This is a genomic window from Bradyrhizobium sp. USDA 4506, from assembly GCF_054058795.1.
In genome coordinates, this window is the sequence record NZ_JBSSBM010000002.1 from 95,727 (window position 1) to 112,719 (window position 16,993).

Genomic DNA, 16,993 nt, shown 5'->3' on the forward strand with positions numbered 1-16,993 from the left:
AGAATTTACGTTGCGGGCATGGCCGATGCAGGATATAAATGTATGTGCTATTACTGCATGTACGTGAAAGAGGAATCATGCCGCTTCCCGCTCCTGTTGAACGAGAACTCTTGCATCGCCGGGCCATAGAAGTGGTTGGCTATCGCCGCCGCGATCAACTGTGGGATATTGAGGCTCGCCTGATCGACTCGAAAGCCAACGCGTATACCAATCCATGGCGTGGAGAAGTGCCTCCGGGCGAACCTGTGCACGATATGTCGATGCGGCTGACCGTTGATACCAGCTTTAGGATTCATTCACTCGAGGTTGCAAGTGACAAGAATCCGTATCCAACGTGCGCAGGAGCAGTAAGTGCATTCAATCGGCTCGTCGGTCTAACGATCGGGCCGGGTTGGAAAAGGAGGGCCAAAGAGCTCGTCGGCCGAACTCAGGGCTGTATTCACCTGGCCGAACTCTTGGGTCCTGTCGGGTCGGTAATGTTCCAGACCATCTTGCAGGTCTTGGAGGATGGAGGAGCATTCGATGAACACCCTCGTCCTGGCTTAATCGATAGTTGCTGCGCCTACAGGCGGAACGGCGAAGTCGTAAGGCGATTATGGCCTGACTTACCAGCCGGGTAAATTATATGCACCCGCGCATCCAGCGTGGTTATCGAACCCCAAATCGATCAAGGAGATATTTAGAAGTGGATCTAGGTAGATCGCAGGGATGCACGTCTTGCTCGCGTTGCCGTGTGGGGAGGAGCGCGTACGGTTCCAAAGGAGTGTTTTTCTATGTGGATTATCGAGCAGATATTGCTCTGGGATTGAAGGAGCCAATGCTGTTTGCAGTCAAGCTTTCTGCCTTGGCTCCGTGATCGGAGGGATTTACTAGGTTCTGCGGAAGCAACGCCAGAATTCGCGGAGCAGATACTGTACCGCCGTCCGTTGCCCTATTCTGGCTTAGCCCCAGTGATTCGCGCGAGCCCAACGCGAGGTGACGTACATGGCACGAGGGGGCAGACTTCGCACCAAACGGGTCTTGCCTCGATAGCAGTGCCGGCGATCGGGCGTGCAGGCCCATTGCTCGACCTTCCTAAGCATTGGACTGAGCGCCGATGCTTTGCCGATAAACATGCAACGCTGCTGCCGATCTCGAAATCCGGATGCGCCAGCAGCGAACCTTGCTCTCATCAGGCAACGATACTGCAAAGGCGATCAACCACCTGCTCAACTGCTGGGCGGCGTTCACCCACTTCCTGGACGATGGCCGCATTTGCCTCTCGAACAACGGTGGCAAACGAGCGTACGAATTGGACTTTCGCCTGTTCAGATGCTGGCGGCAATCGTGCCGCCGCTGTCTATACCCTGATCGAAACCTGCATGTATGGATGGCTCCCGCGGTGCAAGGGTTTTGTTTGAGCCGGCCTACGTAAGAGGCGGCACATTTGGCCGACGGCCTAGATGAGATCTGCGGATCGGGTCCATAACAAACTGACGCGCTTAGGGCGCCTACAGGTTTACTGGGTATCCCGATCTCGTCTATCCTGTCGCCTCATCTTCCCATTCGGCGCCGATGCACCACGACCGCCAGGACCCGGCTGGTCGGGCCGGCCGATACTTATGCCGTGCGCTAGGTCTCCTCTCGCGTCATCACTGCCCAAATGATCCTCGCCATTTTGTTGGCCAGGGCGACTGCAGCGAGTTTGATCGGCTTGCGAGCGATAATGCGCCCCAGCCAACTTTGAGCGAAGTTCTGCTTACCCCGCGACCAGCGTATCGTGGACATAGTGCCAATGACGAGGAGCCGGCGGATAGTGCGATCGCCCATCTTCGTGATGCGGCCAAACCGTTCTTTGCCACCGCTCGAGTTCTGACGTGCCACAAGGCCAAGCCATGCCGCGAAGTCGCGGCCTGATCGGAAACCGCGGATATCCAGCACTCCAGCTAATGTCGCGCTGACGGTGATCGGGCCGACACCTAGAATGTTGAGCAACTTGGCAGACTCGGGTCCCGCACGGCAATGCCTTCGCATTTGAGCTTCGAGAGCATTGATCTGAGCAGTTAGGGCGACGAGCTGGTCAGCCAGGATACCTAATGGTGCTCGTGCCGCATCGGGGATCAGTGTCGCCGGATCGGATATCCTCTTGATGAGAGAGCCGACGTGCTGAGGGCCTGAAGCGGCGATTACACCGAACTCCGCCATATGGCTCCGAATTGCGTTGATCAGCGAAACAGGCTGCCGCGAAAGGAGTTCATGCGTGCGATATGCCACCCACGCCGCCTGTTGCGTCAATGACTTCACAGGAGCGGAGCGAACCGCCGGATCGCGTCAGCGCTTCGCAGATCGCTGCGGCGTCCGCGGAGTCATTCTTTTGCCGCGCGACATAGGGCTTCACGTACGAAGCCGGAATCATCTTGGTGCCATGGCCAAGCGCGCGAATCTCGCGTGCCCAGTAATGCGACGATGCACATGCTTCCATGCCGACAACACAAGGCGGCAACTTGGCGAAAAAGCTCAGAATCTCCTCACGGCGCAGTTTCTTCTGGAGAACAGGGCGCCTTTTTGCATCCGCCCCATGAACCTGAAAAACACGCTTTACCAAATCGGAACCGACCGTCGCTACTTCGTTCATGGATGGCATCTCCTTTAAGGCGATCGCCGCGACCGCTTCTAAGTTCTTCAACAGCCTGCTAGTCTTACTGCGTCACAAACGGTCGTCTGTGGAGTGGGCGAACTTGATCGCACAACAAGGACATCTCAACAGCGTTCGGACGAGCCCTTGTTCGAGCCGCCGTCGCATCGTCGCGATGGAATTTGGAATGTGACGCTGGGTCCGCAGTGGCAGATCCGCGGGGTCTGTAATCTGCGGGAACGTGAGTGAACGGAATCCGCCGGGCGCGCCGAGCGCCTGAGGGGGGAATCGTCTCCCGCTCGGAGATCAGGAATCCGTAGGCCGCAATGCACATCGTTGCGTGATGATGAAAGCGGCGCCAGCCGCGTACCTCGAAGTGGCCGAGCCCGACCTCCTGCTTGAGTTCCTGATAATCGCGTTCGATGCTCCAGCGCAATTTAGCTGTCTCAACGAGAGACCGGAATGCCACATCCTTCGGCAATGTCGAGAGCCAGTATTTGGTAGGCTGGTCCTCGCCTTTTGGCCATTCGATCAGCAACCATTCCTCCAATCGCCGGGTGGTTTGCCAATAATCACGATGCGCGGCACGGACCCGCACGCGGGCAAAGCGAGAGGTCAGCTTTTCGTTCGTTCCTTGGCGCCACGTGATGGTGCGCCAAGCTTTGGCCGGCAGGCCGATCGCGAGCGCCTTGACGGCTACCGGTTGATGCTGACGGTTGCGGCGCATCAGTTTCGGTGGACGGCCACGGCCAAACCATGGCTTCGGCGGCAAGGGGCCGGTGCCGGGCGCCCATACCGTTGTGCTCGACAGAAGACCCGCCACATAGGTCAATCCCAACGCCGTGATCTCCGTGCGCAGATCGCTGTTGTTGCCATAGCCAGCGTCCATCAGCACGACACCGCCTGGAAGGCCGCTCGCACAGGCCCACCGCAACTGCTCCAGCGCGATCTCCGGCTTGGTCTGGAAGCCGACTTCGGCAGGAATGCCCACCTTGCGCCGCCGATCGCGGTCCCAGTCCATTCCTTCGGAAGATAAAGGTGGTAAGCGACAGGCAGGCTGGCGTGGTGGTTGGCAATCGACAGCGACACCGCCGCCTGGCAATTATCCTGCTTGCCGAGCTGCCCGCAATATTGCCGTGCAACTCCAACCGAATGTCGCCCCTGCTTGGGAAATCCGGTGTCGTCGATGATCCAGGCTTCGATGGGGCCCTGACGTTCAATCGCCGGCAGGACCATCTCGCGTACCTTGCCCAGCACCTTCTCATCCGACCAAGCGCCGCTGCCGACGAAATGCAGCAGCGATTGATGCTGGGCGGCCGTCCGTTCCGGAGCCGTCACCGCCGCCATCGGCTCCACGCTCTTGCGACCGCCACAGGCCATCAGGCCGACGCGATAGTCGCGCAGTGGCGCCTTCCGATCCGCATGACCGATGACGCTGGCAAGCCCTTCCAAATACGCCGCAAATCGCATCTCGCTGGTCTTGGTGCCACGCCCGCTCATGTCGGCCTCATCGGCTGATCGTCGATGCGTCAACCATCGCTGATTCTGGCCGTCTAAAGCCTGCGGTTTTGTGACTCAGTCAGACTAGTTCTGATCCAGATTACTGCGCTGCAGCCCGGAACTACTTCTTTCACCGTTCTCGACGAATTGTCGACCTCGTCTCAATCTCAGCAAATGGCCTCGGCGAAAGGCGGCGTGCATACTGTGTATACTCGCCGTACTAGAATATCGAGAAGTTAGTGATAGGGGGCGCACATGTTATGCGAATCGCAAGTCATGTATGCACACTCATTATGAGAATTTACTCTTGTCTTTGCACGAATAATTGAGGAGACTTCAAGCGGCCAGCTGCGGCCGTCAAGAGGACGCCACGAGGGCGAGTTACACAACGATTTTGATCTTGCGTAAATCCGTTCCGAAGTCGAAGTAATGATTTCCTGCGAACCAAGGAGATGCGTATGGCAGCTTTAAGTGTTTACACGAGGGGGGGGGTTCTGGTGGCGGAATTCAATCGCGAGAAGACTGTCAATCCGCTCAACCGGGAGCTTGAGCGGAGCATCGTAGAGACCTGTGGATCGGCGCAGGACGATCCGGTCGTGAAGGCCATAGTTCTTACTGGGGGAGTGCACCGGTCTTTCTGCGCCGGTGACGATTTAAACGAAGCAAGCGAACTTAAAACGGCGGCCGACGTTGAAGAGTTCATAGATCGCATAATAGCGCTTTTCGTTGCGATTCTAAGCCTAACAAAACCGACCGTCGCGGGGATTGACGGATACGCGATAGGTGCCGGGCTCGAGATGGCACTTTGCTGCGATTGGCGTGTGGGAACGCCAACGACGAAGGCGCTGGGCTGGGAGCTCAAGCACGGCCTGGCTTGCCCTATCGGCGCCTACATGCTCGAGAAGTCGCTAGGGCGCGCGGCGATGTCGGAAATTGTCTTTGGTTGCGACGTGGTTTCGGTTGGATGGGGCGCGGAACATAAACTTTTTAATGAAATTGCTGAGTCGAAGGATGTCGTCGAAAGGGCTATTTCGCGCGCTGCGCTTCTTGGAGCCTATCCGGAAGTCACCTTTCGGCGAACGAAGGAGTCGGTGAATCGTTCCTTCATTGCGGGGCTGAGGGAGCTGGCGCCCGTCGCGAAGAACATTCATGCAGCAGGATTCCTTAGTAACTCCGCACAGGCCCATATTACAAAAGTTTTGCGACGATAGTGGCTGTAATTCGCGCAAAGGACAGGCCGCATGGCAAGCGAATGTTCCTCGCCAGAGCATTCCGCGGTCTCGCCGCGGCTGCCTATCGGGATCAACCACAATTAGTTGCTCATAAGAACTGCAACCGGACCCCATGCAGGAAGCAAGTGACGTTGGTTTGCAGGATAAGATTGGCGTGCTCAACATCGGCCAAGCTGGCACACTGAACGGCGGCGGCCTGTCTTCGGCTGCTTCACCCTACGGAAGCAAATGAATTGCGGAAGCTCATGTCGCAATGACCGCAGATTCGTGCCTCTTGCGAGCCACGATGGTGGCTTTTCTCCTCCATCGAAGAGAGATGCTTTCGCCGAAAAGCCAATGTCGCCTTCTCGACCGAGCACATCGCCTATTACGGGTTACGAAATTGGCCTATTGAAAGGTGGGAACCCCTGAGACGTGAACGTATTCCGGGCTTGAGCTCCTACAGACAGGAGCCGACACTCTGATTCCGTCCCGGCCTTTATTTGTTGTGTACACTGCAATCTCGACCGCATTGGTCGTCTATGCGACCATAGCATGGCACCTTCAGTGCATGAGGCGCGCTATCGTTGGTATTATGATACAATTTCTTAGCGTAAACGAACCGTTCGAGCCTCAGGCTTCCTGGAACGGCCCTTGCTAGGCTCGCCCGGCAACGTGAGGCCGCCATGGAATACGAGCAAAATGACCCACCATTCATTCACGCCTAAGCGCCTCACACGCGCTTGGAGCGTACAAACCGCATACGTGATCACGAAAAGTCTCACACAAGCGGGGAATAGCGCCAATCGACAGGGTGTATGTTTCGATTTCGTGACTTCAATGAGTCACTAACGGGTCGATTGCCGTAGGTTTTTGAATACCAGACAGCTTGCGCCCGTTCGCATCGCCAGTGAAGAGCGTCGTCGCGCTCGTTGAGAAACCAGCAACGTTGGAGAATATGTCGTGATTGAAACCGCTGTGATCGATAAGATCATTCCGGGTACCGATGTCGTCAAACTCGCGGTACGCATCGGCGCGGAAGTGAGGAATATCAGGCTGTCGGGAGATTTACCAGATCAGGCCATTGCTGCAATCAACAACCTGATGCTTGAGCACAAGGTTATTTTCTTTCGCGGTCAAGATCATCTCGATGATGCCGAGCAAGAGCGGTTTGCACTCCGTTTTGGGAAGCTTGCGCCCCATCCGAGAATCGGTGCCAAAAAGGGAACGGTTTCGATCATCGAGTTTGATTCCACGCGCGGTAATATCCGGGCTGACGCGTGGCATATCGATGTGTCCTACTTGGAAGCCTATCCCAAGATTTCGATGCTGCGAGGCGTTGTGATCCCGCCGTTTGGCGGCGATACGGTATGGTCAAACACCGCGACTGCATATCTTGACCTGCCGCCGCCGCTGCAACGGCTTGCCGAGGACCTTTGGGCTGTTCACAGCAGCGTATACGACTTCGCTGTATTCGTCCGCCCTAGCGAAGCGGATAAGGAGCGTTATGACGAGATGTTTACCAGAACGATCTTGGAAACTGAGCATCCCGTCGTACGTGTTCATCCTGAGACCGGCGAGCGCGCGCTCGTGCTCGGCTGCGTAGTGAAACGCTTTGTTGATATCCCGAAATATGATGGCGAGAGGATATTCAGCCTGTTGCAGTCTCATGTCTCTGCGCCCGAGAATACTGTGCGCTGGAATTGGAAGCGGGGTGATGTCGCAATTTGGGACAACCGTGCCACGATGCATTGCGCAGTCAATGATTGCGGCAACCAGCATCGAGTCGTTAGCCGCGCCACAATCGAGGGTGACGTGCCCGTTAGCGTCAACGGGCGGTCCAGTATCATGCGCCTCAAGGTCCTCAAGCAGCCGCCGCCCAATGCCGTTTAGCGTATTCTCAAATTTCACGGCGATCCGGCCGATGCGGACCTGCAGTCGCTCCGCATGCGTTCGTTGCTTGGACCATCTGCAGGTCAGATTGATGTCGCGCGGCGAGACGATGGGCGCTTTCTCGTCGCCGCCAGTTTGGTCGGCCTAGGCAGCTCGTGCACGCTTAGGATGGCTTTGGCAGATCCTCGTTTTGGTGAATTATGAAATTGCCGAAGCGTTGTTCGATGATACGCGGGAGAGCCTGCCAAGGGTGTGACGTCGGACCGGGAAGGGTCAAGTGCTGGCTGAAACCGTGCCTTGATCTGTTTGCATAGCCGGGCCGTGTTTCCGCGTTACGACGCGGTGTCGATCGGCTCGGTGAGCGCACCCGACAATTCCATAGGCTTAATCCCTGGCATTTGCTCGATGCGTCGGGTTGAACGTGAGCGTCATCCAGGGACCACGCGCTGAGGGCTAATCTGGTCGGTTAGGAAGATCTCGTGGACTGAAACATCACGAGGTCTCGCCATGTCTAAGGATAGCCGTAAGGATAGCGATACGAATAGGCATACGCCTATCCTCAAGGAGTTTTCTGACACGCTGCAGCGTGTCGAAATCATCACTGGGACCAGCCGGCGCCGGCGCTGGTCGGCCGATGCGAAGGCGGCGATTATCGCGGAGAGTTTTGCGCCGGGTGCAAGCGTGTACGCGGTGGCGCGGCGACACGACATCAGTCCAAGCCTGTTGTTTCTGCGGCGTCGTCAGACGACGCGGGCGAAGGTCGCGGCGCGCCGGGCCGGAGACGTGACACCTGGCTTTGTGCCGGTCGCGATCACCGGCTGCGGGGGCAAATTGCCGTCGTGCGAGGAGCAGGCGACAATCGAGATCGAGGTCGGCGCGGTTCGCATCCGTGTTGGGGGGCGGTCGACCGGCGGGCGCTGTGCAGGTGCTGGCAGTCGGGACGGTTGGCCGATGATCGGGCTGCGACCTGGGTTGTCGATCTGGATCGCGACGCAGCCGGTCGATTCCGTCGCGGCATGGACTTGCTGGCGATGCTGGTGAGCGAGGCGTTTGGAGCCGATCCGTTCGACGGCGGACTTTACATATTCCGCTCCAAGCGCCGAGATCGCGTGAAGATCCTGACCTGGGACGGAAGCGGCCTTGTCCTTTACTACAAGAGAATCGAGGGGCAGTTCACCTGGCCGCCGATCAAGGAAGGCGTCATGCCGCTATCTCATGCTCAGCTCTCGGTGCTGCTCGATGGCTCAGACTGGAAGCGTGTGCCGATGCGGGTTGTGGATCAGCCAGCACGAGCAGGTTGATCCGTATCAAGAGTAGTTCGTCACTCATGCGGAGTTGTTGTAGAATCACTCTGCATGAGTGATTTGCCTTCTGATCCAGCATTGCTCCGACAAGCCGTGATGGCGCCGTCGTCACGGCTTGCGGCCTTGTCGGCGTAATGCGGCACGCTGGCGGCCGAGCGTGATGCGGCGATTGCCCAACGCGATGCTGCGGTCCGGGAGAACGACGAGCTCCAGATAATCCTGTCCCAGTACAAGCGCACGATCTTCGGTCCCCGCTCTGAGACACTGGATCCCAGACAGCTGCCTCTCTTCGCCATCACGGCACAGGCGGCTGGTGCCGTCGCCAACGACGACGTGACCGGAGGCGGGCTGCCTGACGGAGCGGAGGGCCGTGGAAGCGACCGGCACAACGCAACCGGGGAAAGCTTCCGGAGCATTTGCCGCGCATCGACGTCGTGATCGATATCGAGAGCCACATCTGCCCTTGCTGCGGCGAGCGGCTGCACAAAATCGGGAAGACCGTCAAGGAAGCCTTCGACGTCATTCCGATGCAGTACCGGGTCAAGCGCATAGTGCGTCCGCGGTACGGCTGCCGGGGATGCCGCCAAGGTGTGCTGCAGGCACCCGCGCCGGCCCAGGCGATCGACGGCGGGATGGTGACGGAAGCCTTGCTGGCCCACATCGCGGTGATGAAATACGGCTACCAGCTGCCGCTGTATCGGCAGGAACAGATGTTCTCTGCGCAAGGCATCACGCTCGACCGGCGGACGCTGGCCTCGTGGATGGGGCGCGCCGCTTGGTGGCTGAAGCCGCTTCACACGCTGTTGCGCGACACAGTGATGTCCTACCCGCGGCTGTTTGCCGACGAGACGCCGCTGCCGGTTCTCGATCCCGGCCGTGGCCGGACCAAAGTCCGCCAGTTCTGGGCGATCGCCACCGATGACCGTCCGTGGGGTGGCCGGCGCCGCCGGCGGTGGTCTACATTGTTTGCCGAGGATCGCAAGGCAATCCGCGCCAAGCAGCTGTTCGGTGACTACCACGGCATCCTGCAGGTCGACGGCTATGCCGCTTACAAGGGCCTGATCAAGAAAGGCGGCCGTCTGGTGCAACTCGCGTTCTGCTTCGCGCACGCGCGGCGGAAGTTCTGGGACGTTCACGTCGCGACCAAGTCGCCGATTGCCGCGGAAGCGCTGCAGCGGATCGCGATGTTCTACGCCACCGAGGATCGCATCCGCGGTCTGCCGGCGGCGCATCGGGCTGCTATGCGGCAAAGCGACACCGGGCCGTTGATCGAGGGCTTCAAACCCTGGCTTGAGGCGGCGGCTGCTGGAAGTCTCGAAGAAGTCCGGTCTGGGCAAAGCCATCCGCTACACCCTCAACTATTGGGACGGCCTGATGCGCTTCATCGACGATGGACGCATTGAAATAGACAGCAATGCGGTTGAGCGCAGCATTAAGCCAATAGGCTTGGGAAAGAAGAACTACTTGTTCGCCGGCAGTGAAGGCGGCGCCGAGACATGGGCCATTCTTGCCTCGCTCATCAACACGGCAAAGCTGCAAGACATCGACCCGCGGCACTATCTGACCGATGTTCTCGAGCACATCGTCTCTGGACGTACCAAGATCAATCAGCTGCACACGCTGCTGCCGTGGAATTGGAAGGCCGAGCGCGACAGTTCGCCAGCAAAGCTCGCCGCCTGATCAGTTCGACGGCAGGGCATCTGGAACTTCCTGCGCATCGCGGGTGTCGTCATAGATCTCCTCGCGGATCACGCGCGGCGTCACCTCGTGCAGATAGACTTGCAACGCCTTCTCCAGCTCGGAGAACTCCGGCAGCAGCACTTTGTCGACGAAGCCTCGTGACGCACGGACATCACCGTGTTGCGTCGCTGGCGGTGATAACGAAACGGCCGCAGCCCGCAGCGACGGCAAAGCGCCAAGAACAGGTGCCGCGACCATTCGTCGGGAAGTGAGAATTGCTGTTCGATCGGTGGATCGTGGCGAGCGAGCTCCTGGACCCGGGCACGCACCCGCCGCAGCGCGGCTTCCGCCGCAAGGCGCTCACCAACAGTTCCCGCACCCACGAACAACGCCTCGATCTTCCGAAGCTTCTCGCGCAGCTGCGACTCGCTGGTCATCCTGATCCTCGTTGCCCGCTCCGAACCGGAATCACCCCATCACCGCGTGCCGGCGGCGTCAATCATCCCGACCGCGCTATCCAGAGCATTCCGCGCGAGTCAAGGCCCGACACGGTGAGCTTCCCGTGACGCTCACGGTTGAACCGCCTTGGCTGGGAAATCTGGCATTTGCTCTTCTTCTTACGTGTGCGGCGGTCTGTAAGGCCGTATGTCCGCCTCTTCCGATGAGGTGGCTCGTTCTACACTGCGCGTCCGATGGTTATGGTTATTCGGGCGTACCGAGCCGATCCTCATCACGGGAGGACGAGCCATGGCAGATTATGGGAGAGCATTTGTTCGGAATCGACGTCATTCATCTTGCAGGTCTCGATCAACTTGTAGATGGCGACCGACCGATCACCGCCACTGTCCGAAACCGCAAAGGTCCAGTTCTTTCTTCCGATCGCGGTGCCCCCCAAGGCGCGTTCGGCGCGTGGTTAAAAGGACGTGATGCTACCGGCCTCTCAAGTGTGGCTTGAGGCTGACTTTTCGTATTAGTCTATCGAAGCCAGGATAGGGGCGTCTGGAGCACGAAACGGTGGTAGGCCGTCCTGTCAATGAGCTACGAGGTCGCGTTGTTACTTGGCCGTCCCTACGACTTGCCGGGCTGCGCCGCGAGCGCGGATCCGTAGATGTCGTGCAAGCCACTGGCTCCTAAATAAAGGAGAACTAAACATGTCGGCCAGGTAGCGATCTTGGAGGACGGCACGGTAATCCGACAGCTCCGCGTAGATATTGTGCAGGATCCGCTAGTCGCCGTCCCCAAGACGCTCAGCCTGATGACGAGGTGATCATCGAGATCACTGGCAACAGGGCGGCGATCGAACGTCTCCTGCGCCCGCACGCTAAGCGCGCCGCGGTCGCCAAGCTCGTTCGGGCTATCGCCTATGCGAATCAACGCGGGCGAGGTCGATGCTGGCACACTGGTAGAGTTGCATGCTGCCTGCTTTTGTGCGTAAGCGTCGTTCCGCTCTCACCTTCTCGCGGCACATGGGATAGGCGATTTCACGATCTCTTTGAAGGGATCGGCTTGTGTCTAATGCTTGGCCATACGCTTAAGTCGGACGTGACGGCGCGCCGGCTGGAAGTGATCACGGAGACGGGACGACGTCGTTGGTTCTCCAAGGACGACAAGGCCCGGATTGTCGAGGAGACGCTGATACCAGGCTCGGTCGTTTCCGAGATTGCCCGGCGACACGGGCTGCCCCCACAACAAGTGTTCACCTGGCGCCGGCAAGCGCGCCGGCAGCCGGCGCCGATGGCTGACGATCCGCAGTTTGTGCCTACGATGGTAGACGCCGTGGCACCAGTCGCGGTTGCTGGTCATGAGCGCAAGACAGCGCGACGCAAGGCCAAGCCGGATGTTGGGGGCATCGAGATCGAAGCCGAAGGCGTCACCATCCGGGTTGGCCGAGGCGCGAATGTGGCGATGATTGCGGCCATCGTCCATGCGCTGAAGGCAAGCCGGTGATCGGCCCGTTCGGAATTGTCCGGGTAATGGTGGCAACCAAGCCGGTCGACTTCCGCAAGGGAATGGAGGGGCTTGCTATGTTGGTACGCGAGCACATGAAGGCCGACCCGTTCTCGGGTGCTGTTTATGTTTCCGTGCCTAGCGTGCGGACCGGATCAAGCTGATCTTCTGGGATGGTACGGGGTACTGCCTGTTCGCCAAGCGGCTCGAGGAAGGCGTCTTCCGCTGGCCGAAGATCGAGGATGGCGTGATGCGTTTGTCGGCGGCAGAATTCTTGGTGCTGCTCGAAGGGCTCGATTGGCGGCGTGTCCACGCGAGACGGGAGACGGTCGTCCCGACGCAAGCCAGATAATTGTGGCCGCGCTGCGGCGAAGTGAATCAGGGGCATCGAGCACGTCGTCAGACGGGCGCGAATATGCTCTGATTTGCCTGTGGGCGATAACCTTCCTGATGATCCCGAGGCGCTGCCGCCGCCAGAGGGCCGGGCGCGCTGGCGTCTTGGCGCAGATCGTCCGGATCAAGGGGCGCATGAAGGCAATCCTACATGCCCACTTATCCGTCCCTACAAAGGCCATCTCTTCGGCGAGTCCGGGCAGCACTGGCTGGTCAGTCTGTTTCTTCCACCGCAGGAACGTGCGATACTCCCGCGTCATCGCGGAACTCGAACGCATGACGAAGCAGCTGCCGGAGAGCCGTAGCGCGACAGGCTCTGAATGATCTGCCGGCTCTCAAACTGATGACGACCACCGGCGTGAGTTCGATCGTCGCCTCTGCTGAGCTGGCCTCCATCGGCGACATTGCACGCTTCCCGTAGCTAGATAAGTTCAGCAGCTACTTCGGTTCGTCCCCTCGAGTGCGGCAACCGGGAGAGCACCCGGCATGGACGGATCTCAAAGAGGCGACCGTGATGCTTGCAAGATGCTTGTTGAAGCAGCGTGGTCAGCCAAGACTGTTCAGGATCCGCTGCGGGCCCTCCACCGCGTGCAGAGGAAGCATAGGGAAGGAGTCGCGGCTGTCGCGATGGCACGCGCGCTCGCAATGATGATCTGGCACACCACGACGACTCGGAAAGACTATGGTTACTCGCGGTTGACGTTTACAGCGATGAAGCGCGGAACGTTCTCCTCAAGGCAAGGGGCTGCGGCAAAGTCGTCGCGTGGCCAAGTGGAGGCGCGGCTCGCCAATATGTCGCGCTGCGTCATCGGCATGGAGGCCTGCGTCGGCGCACATCACCTGAGCCGCAAACTCGCATCTTTTGGTAACAATGCTAGGCTGATGCCGGCCAAATACGTCTGCCTCTACAGCAAGGGACAGACGAACGACTTCAATGATGCAGAAGCGATTGCCCGAAGCGCGCAGCGGCCGACGATGAAGTTCGTCGCGACCAAGACCGCCGAGCAACTGGGTGTGGAGACGTTGCATCGGATGCGCGAGTGACTGGCGTCGCTACGCACCGGGGATCATCAACCAGATTTGTGCCTTCATGCTGGAGCGCGGGGCGCCATGCGAAGGATCATCGGCTTCCTACGGACAGAACTGCCCACATTCTTGCGCCGCGCAGCGATGCCCTATCACCACGCATGTTGTGTGTCATGGAGGAGTTGGCGTCGATTGACGCCGGCTGGAGTAGCGCATCAATGGCCTGTCCGAAGAGATCAAATATCAAAGCCCTTGCACATCAAGATCAGGCATGTCCGCGCCCGATCACGGTGCCTGGCATCGGACCGATTATTTCGAGCGTCATGGTGGCCGCGATCGGCACTGGAGATGTATTCTCCGAAGGCCGCGACTTCAGCGCTTGGCTTGGACTGGTGCTCAAACAGATCTCGACTTGGCAAAGTCTCGATGCGTGGCAATCGCTTCCTGCGCGTTCTATTCGTGCAGGCGGCATGGGTTCGTGCTGGTCAGGATAAAAGGACTGGAACGGTTAACATCCTGGATCGAAGCCGCCAAGAAGCGGCCACACCACAATGTGCTCGCAATCGTGCTCGTCAATAACTTGTCCGCATCGCCTAGGCGGTGCTGTCCAAAGGACGCGCCTTCGAGTGACGAAGATCGGCGATGCAGACGCCCGACCCTCGCGCGGTGCTCGGCGCTGTCAAGGCGCAGCCTGGCGACGCCCAGCCAGCCGTAAGCCAAGGGTGACGGCCGGTCTTGACGACCCCGCGCGCGACGCGATCGACGTTCTGCGGACCGGGACGAAGGAACGGCCCTTTGGCTCGAACAAAGAGCTGCGCAATATCAGGGGCACCATGACATGGCCGCATCAACAGTCTCCAGCTGAGGCCGGAAGAGAAGACAAAAAGGAGGATCGTTCGTCCGAGCACGTGCGGATACTGTGACCCAATGGCCCGTTCGAGGCCTCTAGTGTCCTGAATCAAAAGTTCGGCGGACTCCAAATCGACTCGATGATAGCGGACTCTCCTGATTTGGGGAGGATTGGCGATGGGTCGGCGCTTTGCTCCGCTGGAGCTTGATGAGGTGGAACGTGCTGAGTTGACATCGTTGGCGTCGCGTCGAAGCACTGCTCAGGCGTTGGCACTGCGGGCTCGGATCGTCCTGGCCTGTGCTGAGGGCGAGCAGAGCAAGGTCGTGGCGGCCCGTTTGGCTGTCTCCCGACACGGTCGGCAAATGGCGGCGGCGGTTCTCCGAGCATCGGCTTGAAGGTCTTTGGGACGAGCCGCGATCGGGGACGCCACGCACGATTGAGGATGCCCGGATCGAGGCGGTGATCGTTCGCACCCTTGAGACCCAGCCTCCCGGGGCCACCCACTGGAGTTCGCGCAGCATGGCGCGGGCCAGCGGGCTGTCAGTCTCAACAGTACAGCGTATATGGCGCGCTTTCGGCTTGCAGCCGCATCGGTTGGAGACCTTCAAGCTCTCAACCGACCCCGACTTCGTCGCCAAGGTTCGCGACATCGTCGGCCTTTACGTAGCTCCGCCCGAGCGCGCCATCGTACTGTGTGTCGATGAGAAGTCGCAAATCCAGGCGCTGGATCGCAGCCAGCCCATGCTGCCCATGCGACCTGGCCAGCCGGCGCGCCGTAGTCACGACTACAAACGCCATGGCGTCACCTCGCTGTTTGCCGCCCTCGACGTCGCAACCGGCCGGGTCATTGGCAAATGCTATGGACGCCATCGTGCCAAAGAGTTCCGCAAGTTTCTCGATGAGATCGAAGCTGCGGTTCCAGACGATCTGGACGTCCACCTCGTCATGGACAATTACGCAACCCACAAGACGCCGTTGATCCGCAACTGGCTGGCAAAGAGGCCGCGCTGGCACGTCCACCTGACGCCAACCAGTTCATCCTGGCTCAATCAGGTCGAACGCTTCTTTGCACTCATCACCGAGCGTAAGATTAGGCGCGGCATCTATCGCAGTGTGGCGGCGCTACGGGCCGAGATTGCCTCCTTCATCGACCATCACAACGCTGACCCAATGCCGTTCCGATGGACCAAATCAGCTGACGACATTCTCGGCTCAATCGAACGCTTCTGCGCTTACAATCTGCCCGCCAAGGCATAAAATGCCATGAACTTTTGGTTCAGGACACTAGAGCATATTCCGATCACGTTGCGTCGTGTCCTGCGGCGGCGAGATAGTTTCGACACTCGTCTGGCGTGAAGCGGTTGATTGCGTTGGCGATTGCTTGCCAAAGATCTGGCATCGAGCGCGCGGCGGCGGCGCGCAACAGCGCCTTCAATTTGGAAAAGGCCATTTCGATCGGATTGAAGTCGGGACTATAGGGCGGGAGATAGAGTAGGCTCGCTCCGACCGCTTGGATGGGCCTCTCGCACGCCATGAACTTTATGAGCGGGCAAGTTGTCCATGATGACGATGTCGCCAGGGTGTAGTGATGGCGCAAGCAGTTGTTCGACGTAGGCAAGGAAAGCATCTCCATCCATGGGGCCGTCCAGCACAAACGACGCAACAAGACCATCCGAGCGAAATCCAGCAGTGAAGGTTGTCGTCTTCCAATGTCCATGCGGGACGGTCGCACGGCATCGCTCACCCCGGGGCGAGCGACCGTAAAGGCGCGCCATTTTGGTTTGGCTGCGGTTTCATCGATGAAGACGAGACGCTCAGGATCAAGATCCTGCCCTTCGAACCAATCCTCCCGCGCCACATTCACATCGCCGCGCCGTTGTTCGGCGGCGTGCGCTGTCCTTTTTTGAGGGTGATTTTCCTGGCTGGAAAAAGCGCCAGAGCGAGGCGACGCCCACGGATACGCCATGTTTCTTTAACTGGTCCCGCAGCTCGGCAAGCGTGATGTCTGGCTTCATCGCCACAGCTTCCAGAATCAATTGGGACTTCGCCTCGATGCGCCGCGACTTGCGGTCCCCTCCCTGCTGTTTGGGAGCGATGTCGCCAGTCTCTTTCTGGCGGCCCCGCCAGCGGATTGCGCTGGCTGCGCTGACGCCAAAGCGCTCGGCGGCCTGTCGACATGATAGGCCGCCATCAATAGTGGCGATTACCCTTTGGCGAAGATCAACGGAAAGCGCCTTGGCCATGCATGCCGGCCTCCTTCGCCAGCATGAAGTTTGAATCTGACTCGAGCCATCTTGGGAATCCCAGTCGATTCATTCAGATCGAAAAATGCTCTAGACCAATCAGAACGCACGTGTTCCCTCTAACACGACGATCCTCATTGGAAGCGTACGGGTCTTCAGCCGCTGAGCGTGTGTTGTAGGCGGTGACGAAGTCGGCAAGTTGAGGCGTTGACCTGATCGTACCGATCGAATAGGGGTTGGGCTATCACTTCCTTGATTATGCGAATTACGGTACTCAGCCGATGTTCCATCGCATTTTCTTCAGCTTTATATCGTACATATAGCCACGTATC

General features: G+C 59.0%; 8 protein-coding genes and 8 pseudogenes. 12 read left to right on the top strand and 4 right to left on the bottom strand.

What is annotated here, in order from left to right; translation table 11 throughout:
• Positions 1 to 77 precede the first annotated feature (77 nt).
• Complete coding sequence (locus tag ACVIHF_RS03020; protein ID WP_456791563.1) at positions 78 to 620, top strand: DUF2889 domain-containing protein; 543 nt, start codon at positions 78 to 80, stop codon at positions 618 to 620.
• A 509-nt stretch (positions 621 to 1,129) separates the two neighbouring features.
• Positions 1,130 to 1,358, top strand: a pseudogene (locus tag ACVIHF_RS03025) (IS66 family transposase); the annotation flags it as partial.
• A gap of 253 nt (positions 1,359 to 1,611) precedes the next feature.
• Here ACVIHF_RS03025 and ACVIHF_RS03030 read toward each other — a convergent pair.
• Both ACVIHF_RS03030 and ACVIHF_RS03035 read right to left on the bottom strand, forming a co-directional pair.
• Positions 1,612 to 2,614 (bottom strand): annotated as a pseudogene (locus ACVIHF_RS03030) (IS110 family RNA-guided transposase).
• Positions 2,615 to 2,678: 64 nt separating this feature from the next.
• A pseudogene (locus tag ACVIHF_RS03035) lies at positions 2,679 to 4,114 on the bottom strand (IS701 family transposase).
• 458 nt (positions 4,115 to 4,572) lie between these two features.
• Here ACVIHF_RS03035 and ACVIHF_RS03040 point away from each other — a divergent pair.
• The 5 genes and pseudogenes from ACVIHF_RS03040 (at position 4,573) to tnpC (ending at position 10,202) form a co-directional block, all read left to right on the top strand.
• On the top strand, positions 4,573 to 5,325 hold the full coding sequence (locus tag ACVIHF_RS03040) for an enoyl-CoA hydratase/isomerase family protein (RefSeq protein WP_456791564.1): 753 nt from the start codon (positions 4,573 to 4,575) through the stop codon (positions 5,323 to 5,325).
• Between the two features lie 963 nt (positions 5,326 to 6,288).
• Positions 6,289 to 7,218 (top strand): TauD/TfdA dioxygenase family protein, encoded by a 930-nt coding sequence (locus ACVIHF_RS03045; protein ID WP_456791565.1) that lies wholly within the window; start codon positions 6,289 to 6,291, stop codon positions 7,216 to 7,218.
• Between the two features lie 507 nt (positions 7,219 to 7,725).
• Positions 7,726 to 8,259 carry a transposase gene (locus ACVIHF_RS03050; RefSeq protein ID WP_456791566.1) on the top strand — a complete coding sequence of 178 codons (534 nt, stop codon included), beginning with the start codon at positions 7,726 to 7,728 and terminating at the stop codon, positions 8,257 to 8,259.
• A complete protein-coding gene (tnpB, locus tag ACVIHF_RS03055; RefSeq protein ID WP_456791567.1) occupies positions 8,163 to 8,519 on the top strand; it encodes an IS66 family insertion sequence element accessory protein TnpB in 357 nt (118 codons plus the stop codon). Before ACVIHF_RS03050 ends, tnpB (ACVIHF_RS03055) begins: the two co-directional genes overlap by 97 nt.
• A gap of 147 nt (positions 8,520 to 8,666) precedes the next feature.
• A pseudogene (gene tnpC, locus ACVIHF_RS03060) lies at positions 8,667 to 10,202 on the top strand (IS66 family transposase).
• Here tnpC and ACVIHF_RS03065 read toward each other — a convergent pair.
• Positions 10,203 to 10,343, bottom strand: a complete 141-nt coding sequence (locus ACVIHF_RS03065; protein ID WP_456791568.1) for a hypothetical protein — start codon at positions 10,341 to 10,343, stop codon at positions 10,203 to 10,205.
• A 134-nt stretch (positions 10,344 to 10,477) separates the two neighbouring features.
• Here ACVIHF_RS03065 and ACVIHF_RS03070 point away from each other — a divergent pair, with 134 nt between their 5' ends.
• From ACVIHF_RS03070 to ACVIHF_RS03090, 5 genes and pseudogenes are all read left to right on the top strand, one after another.
• Positions 10,478 to 10,768 (top strand): hypothetical protein, encoded by a 291-nt coding sequence (locus tag ACVIHF_RS03070; protein WP_456791569.1) that lies wholly within the window; start codon positions 10,478 to 10,480, stop codon positions 10,766 to 10,768.
• 949 nt (positions 10,769 to 11,717) lie between these two features.
• Positions 11,718 to 12,149 carry an IS66-like element accessory protein TnpA gene (tnpA, locus tag ACVIHF_RS03075; RefSeq protein WP_456791570.1) on the top strand — a complete coding sequence of 144 codons (432 nt, stop codon included), beginning with the start codon at positions 11,718 to 11,720 and terminating at the stop codon, positions 12,147 to 12,149.
• Positions 12,150 to 12,175: 26 nt separating this feature from the next.
• Positions 12,176 to 12,501, top strand: a pseudogene (gene tnpB / locus ACVIHF_RS03080) (IS66 family insertion sequence element accessory protein TnpB).
• A gap of 758 nt (positions 12,502 to 13,259) precedes the next feature.
• A pseudogene (locus tag ACVIHF_RS03085) lies at positions 13,260 to 14,230 on the top strand (IS110 family RNA-guided transposase); the annotation flags it as partial.
• 364 nt (positions 14,231 to 14,594) lie between these two features.
• Positions 14,595 to 15,675, top strand: a pseudogene (locus tag ACVIHF_RS03090) (IS630 family transposase).
• A gap of 43 nt (positions 15,676 to 15,718) precedes the next feature.
• Here the strand turns inward: ACVIHF_RS03090 and ACVIHF_RS03095 are convergent.
• Positions 15,719 to 16,661, bottom strand: a pseudogene (locus ACVIHF_RS03095) (IS630 family transposase).
• Positions 16,662 to 16,993 lie beyond the last annotated feature (332 nt).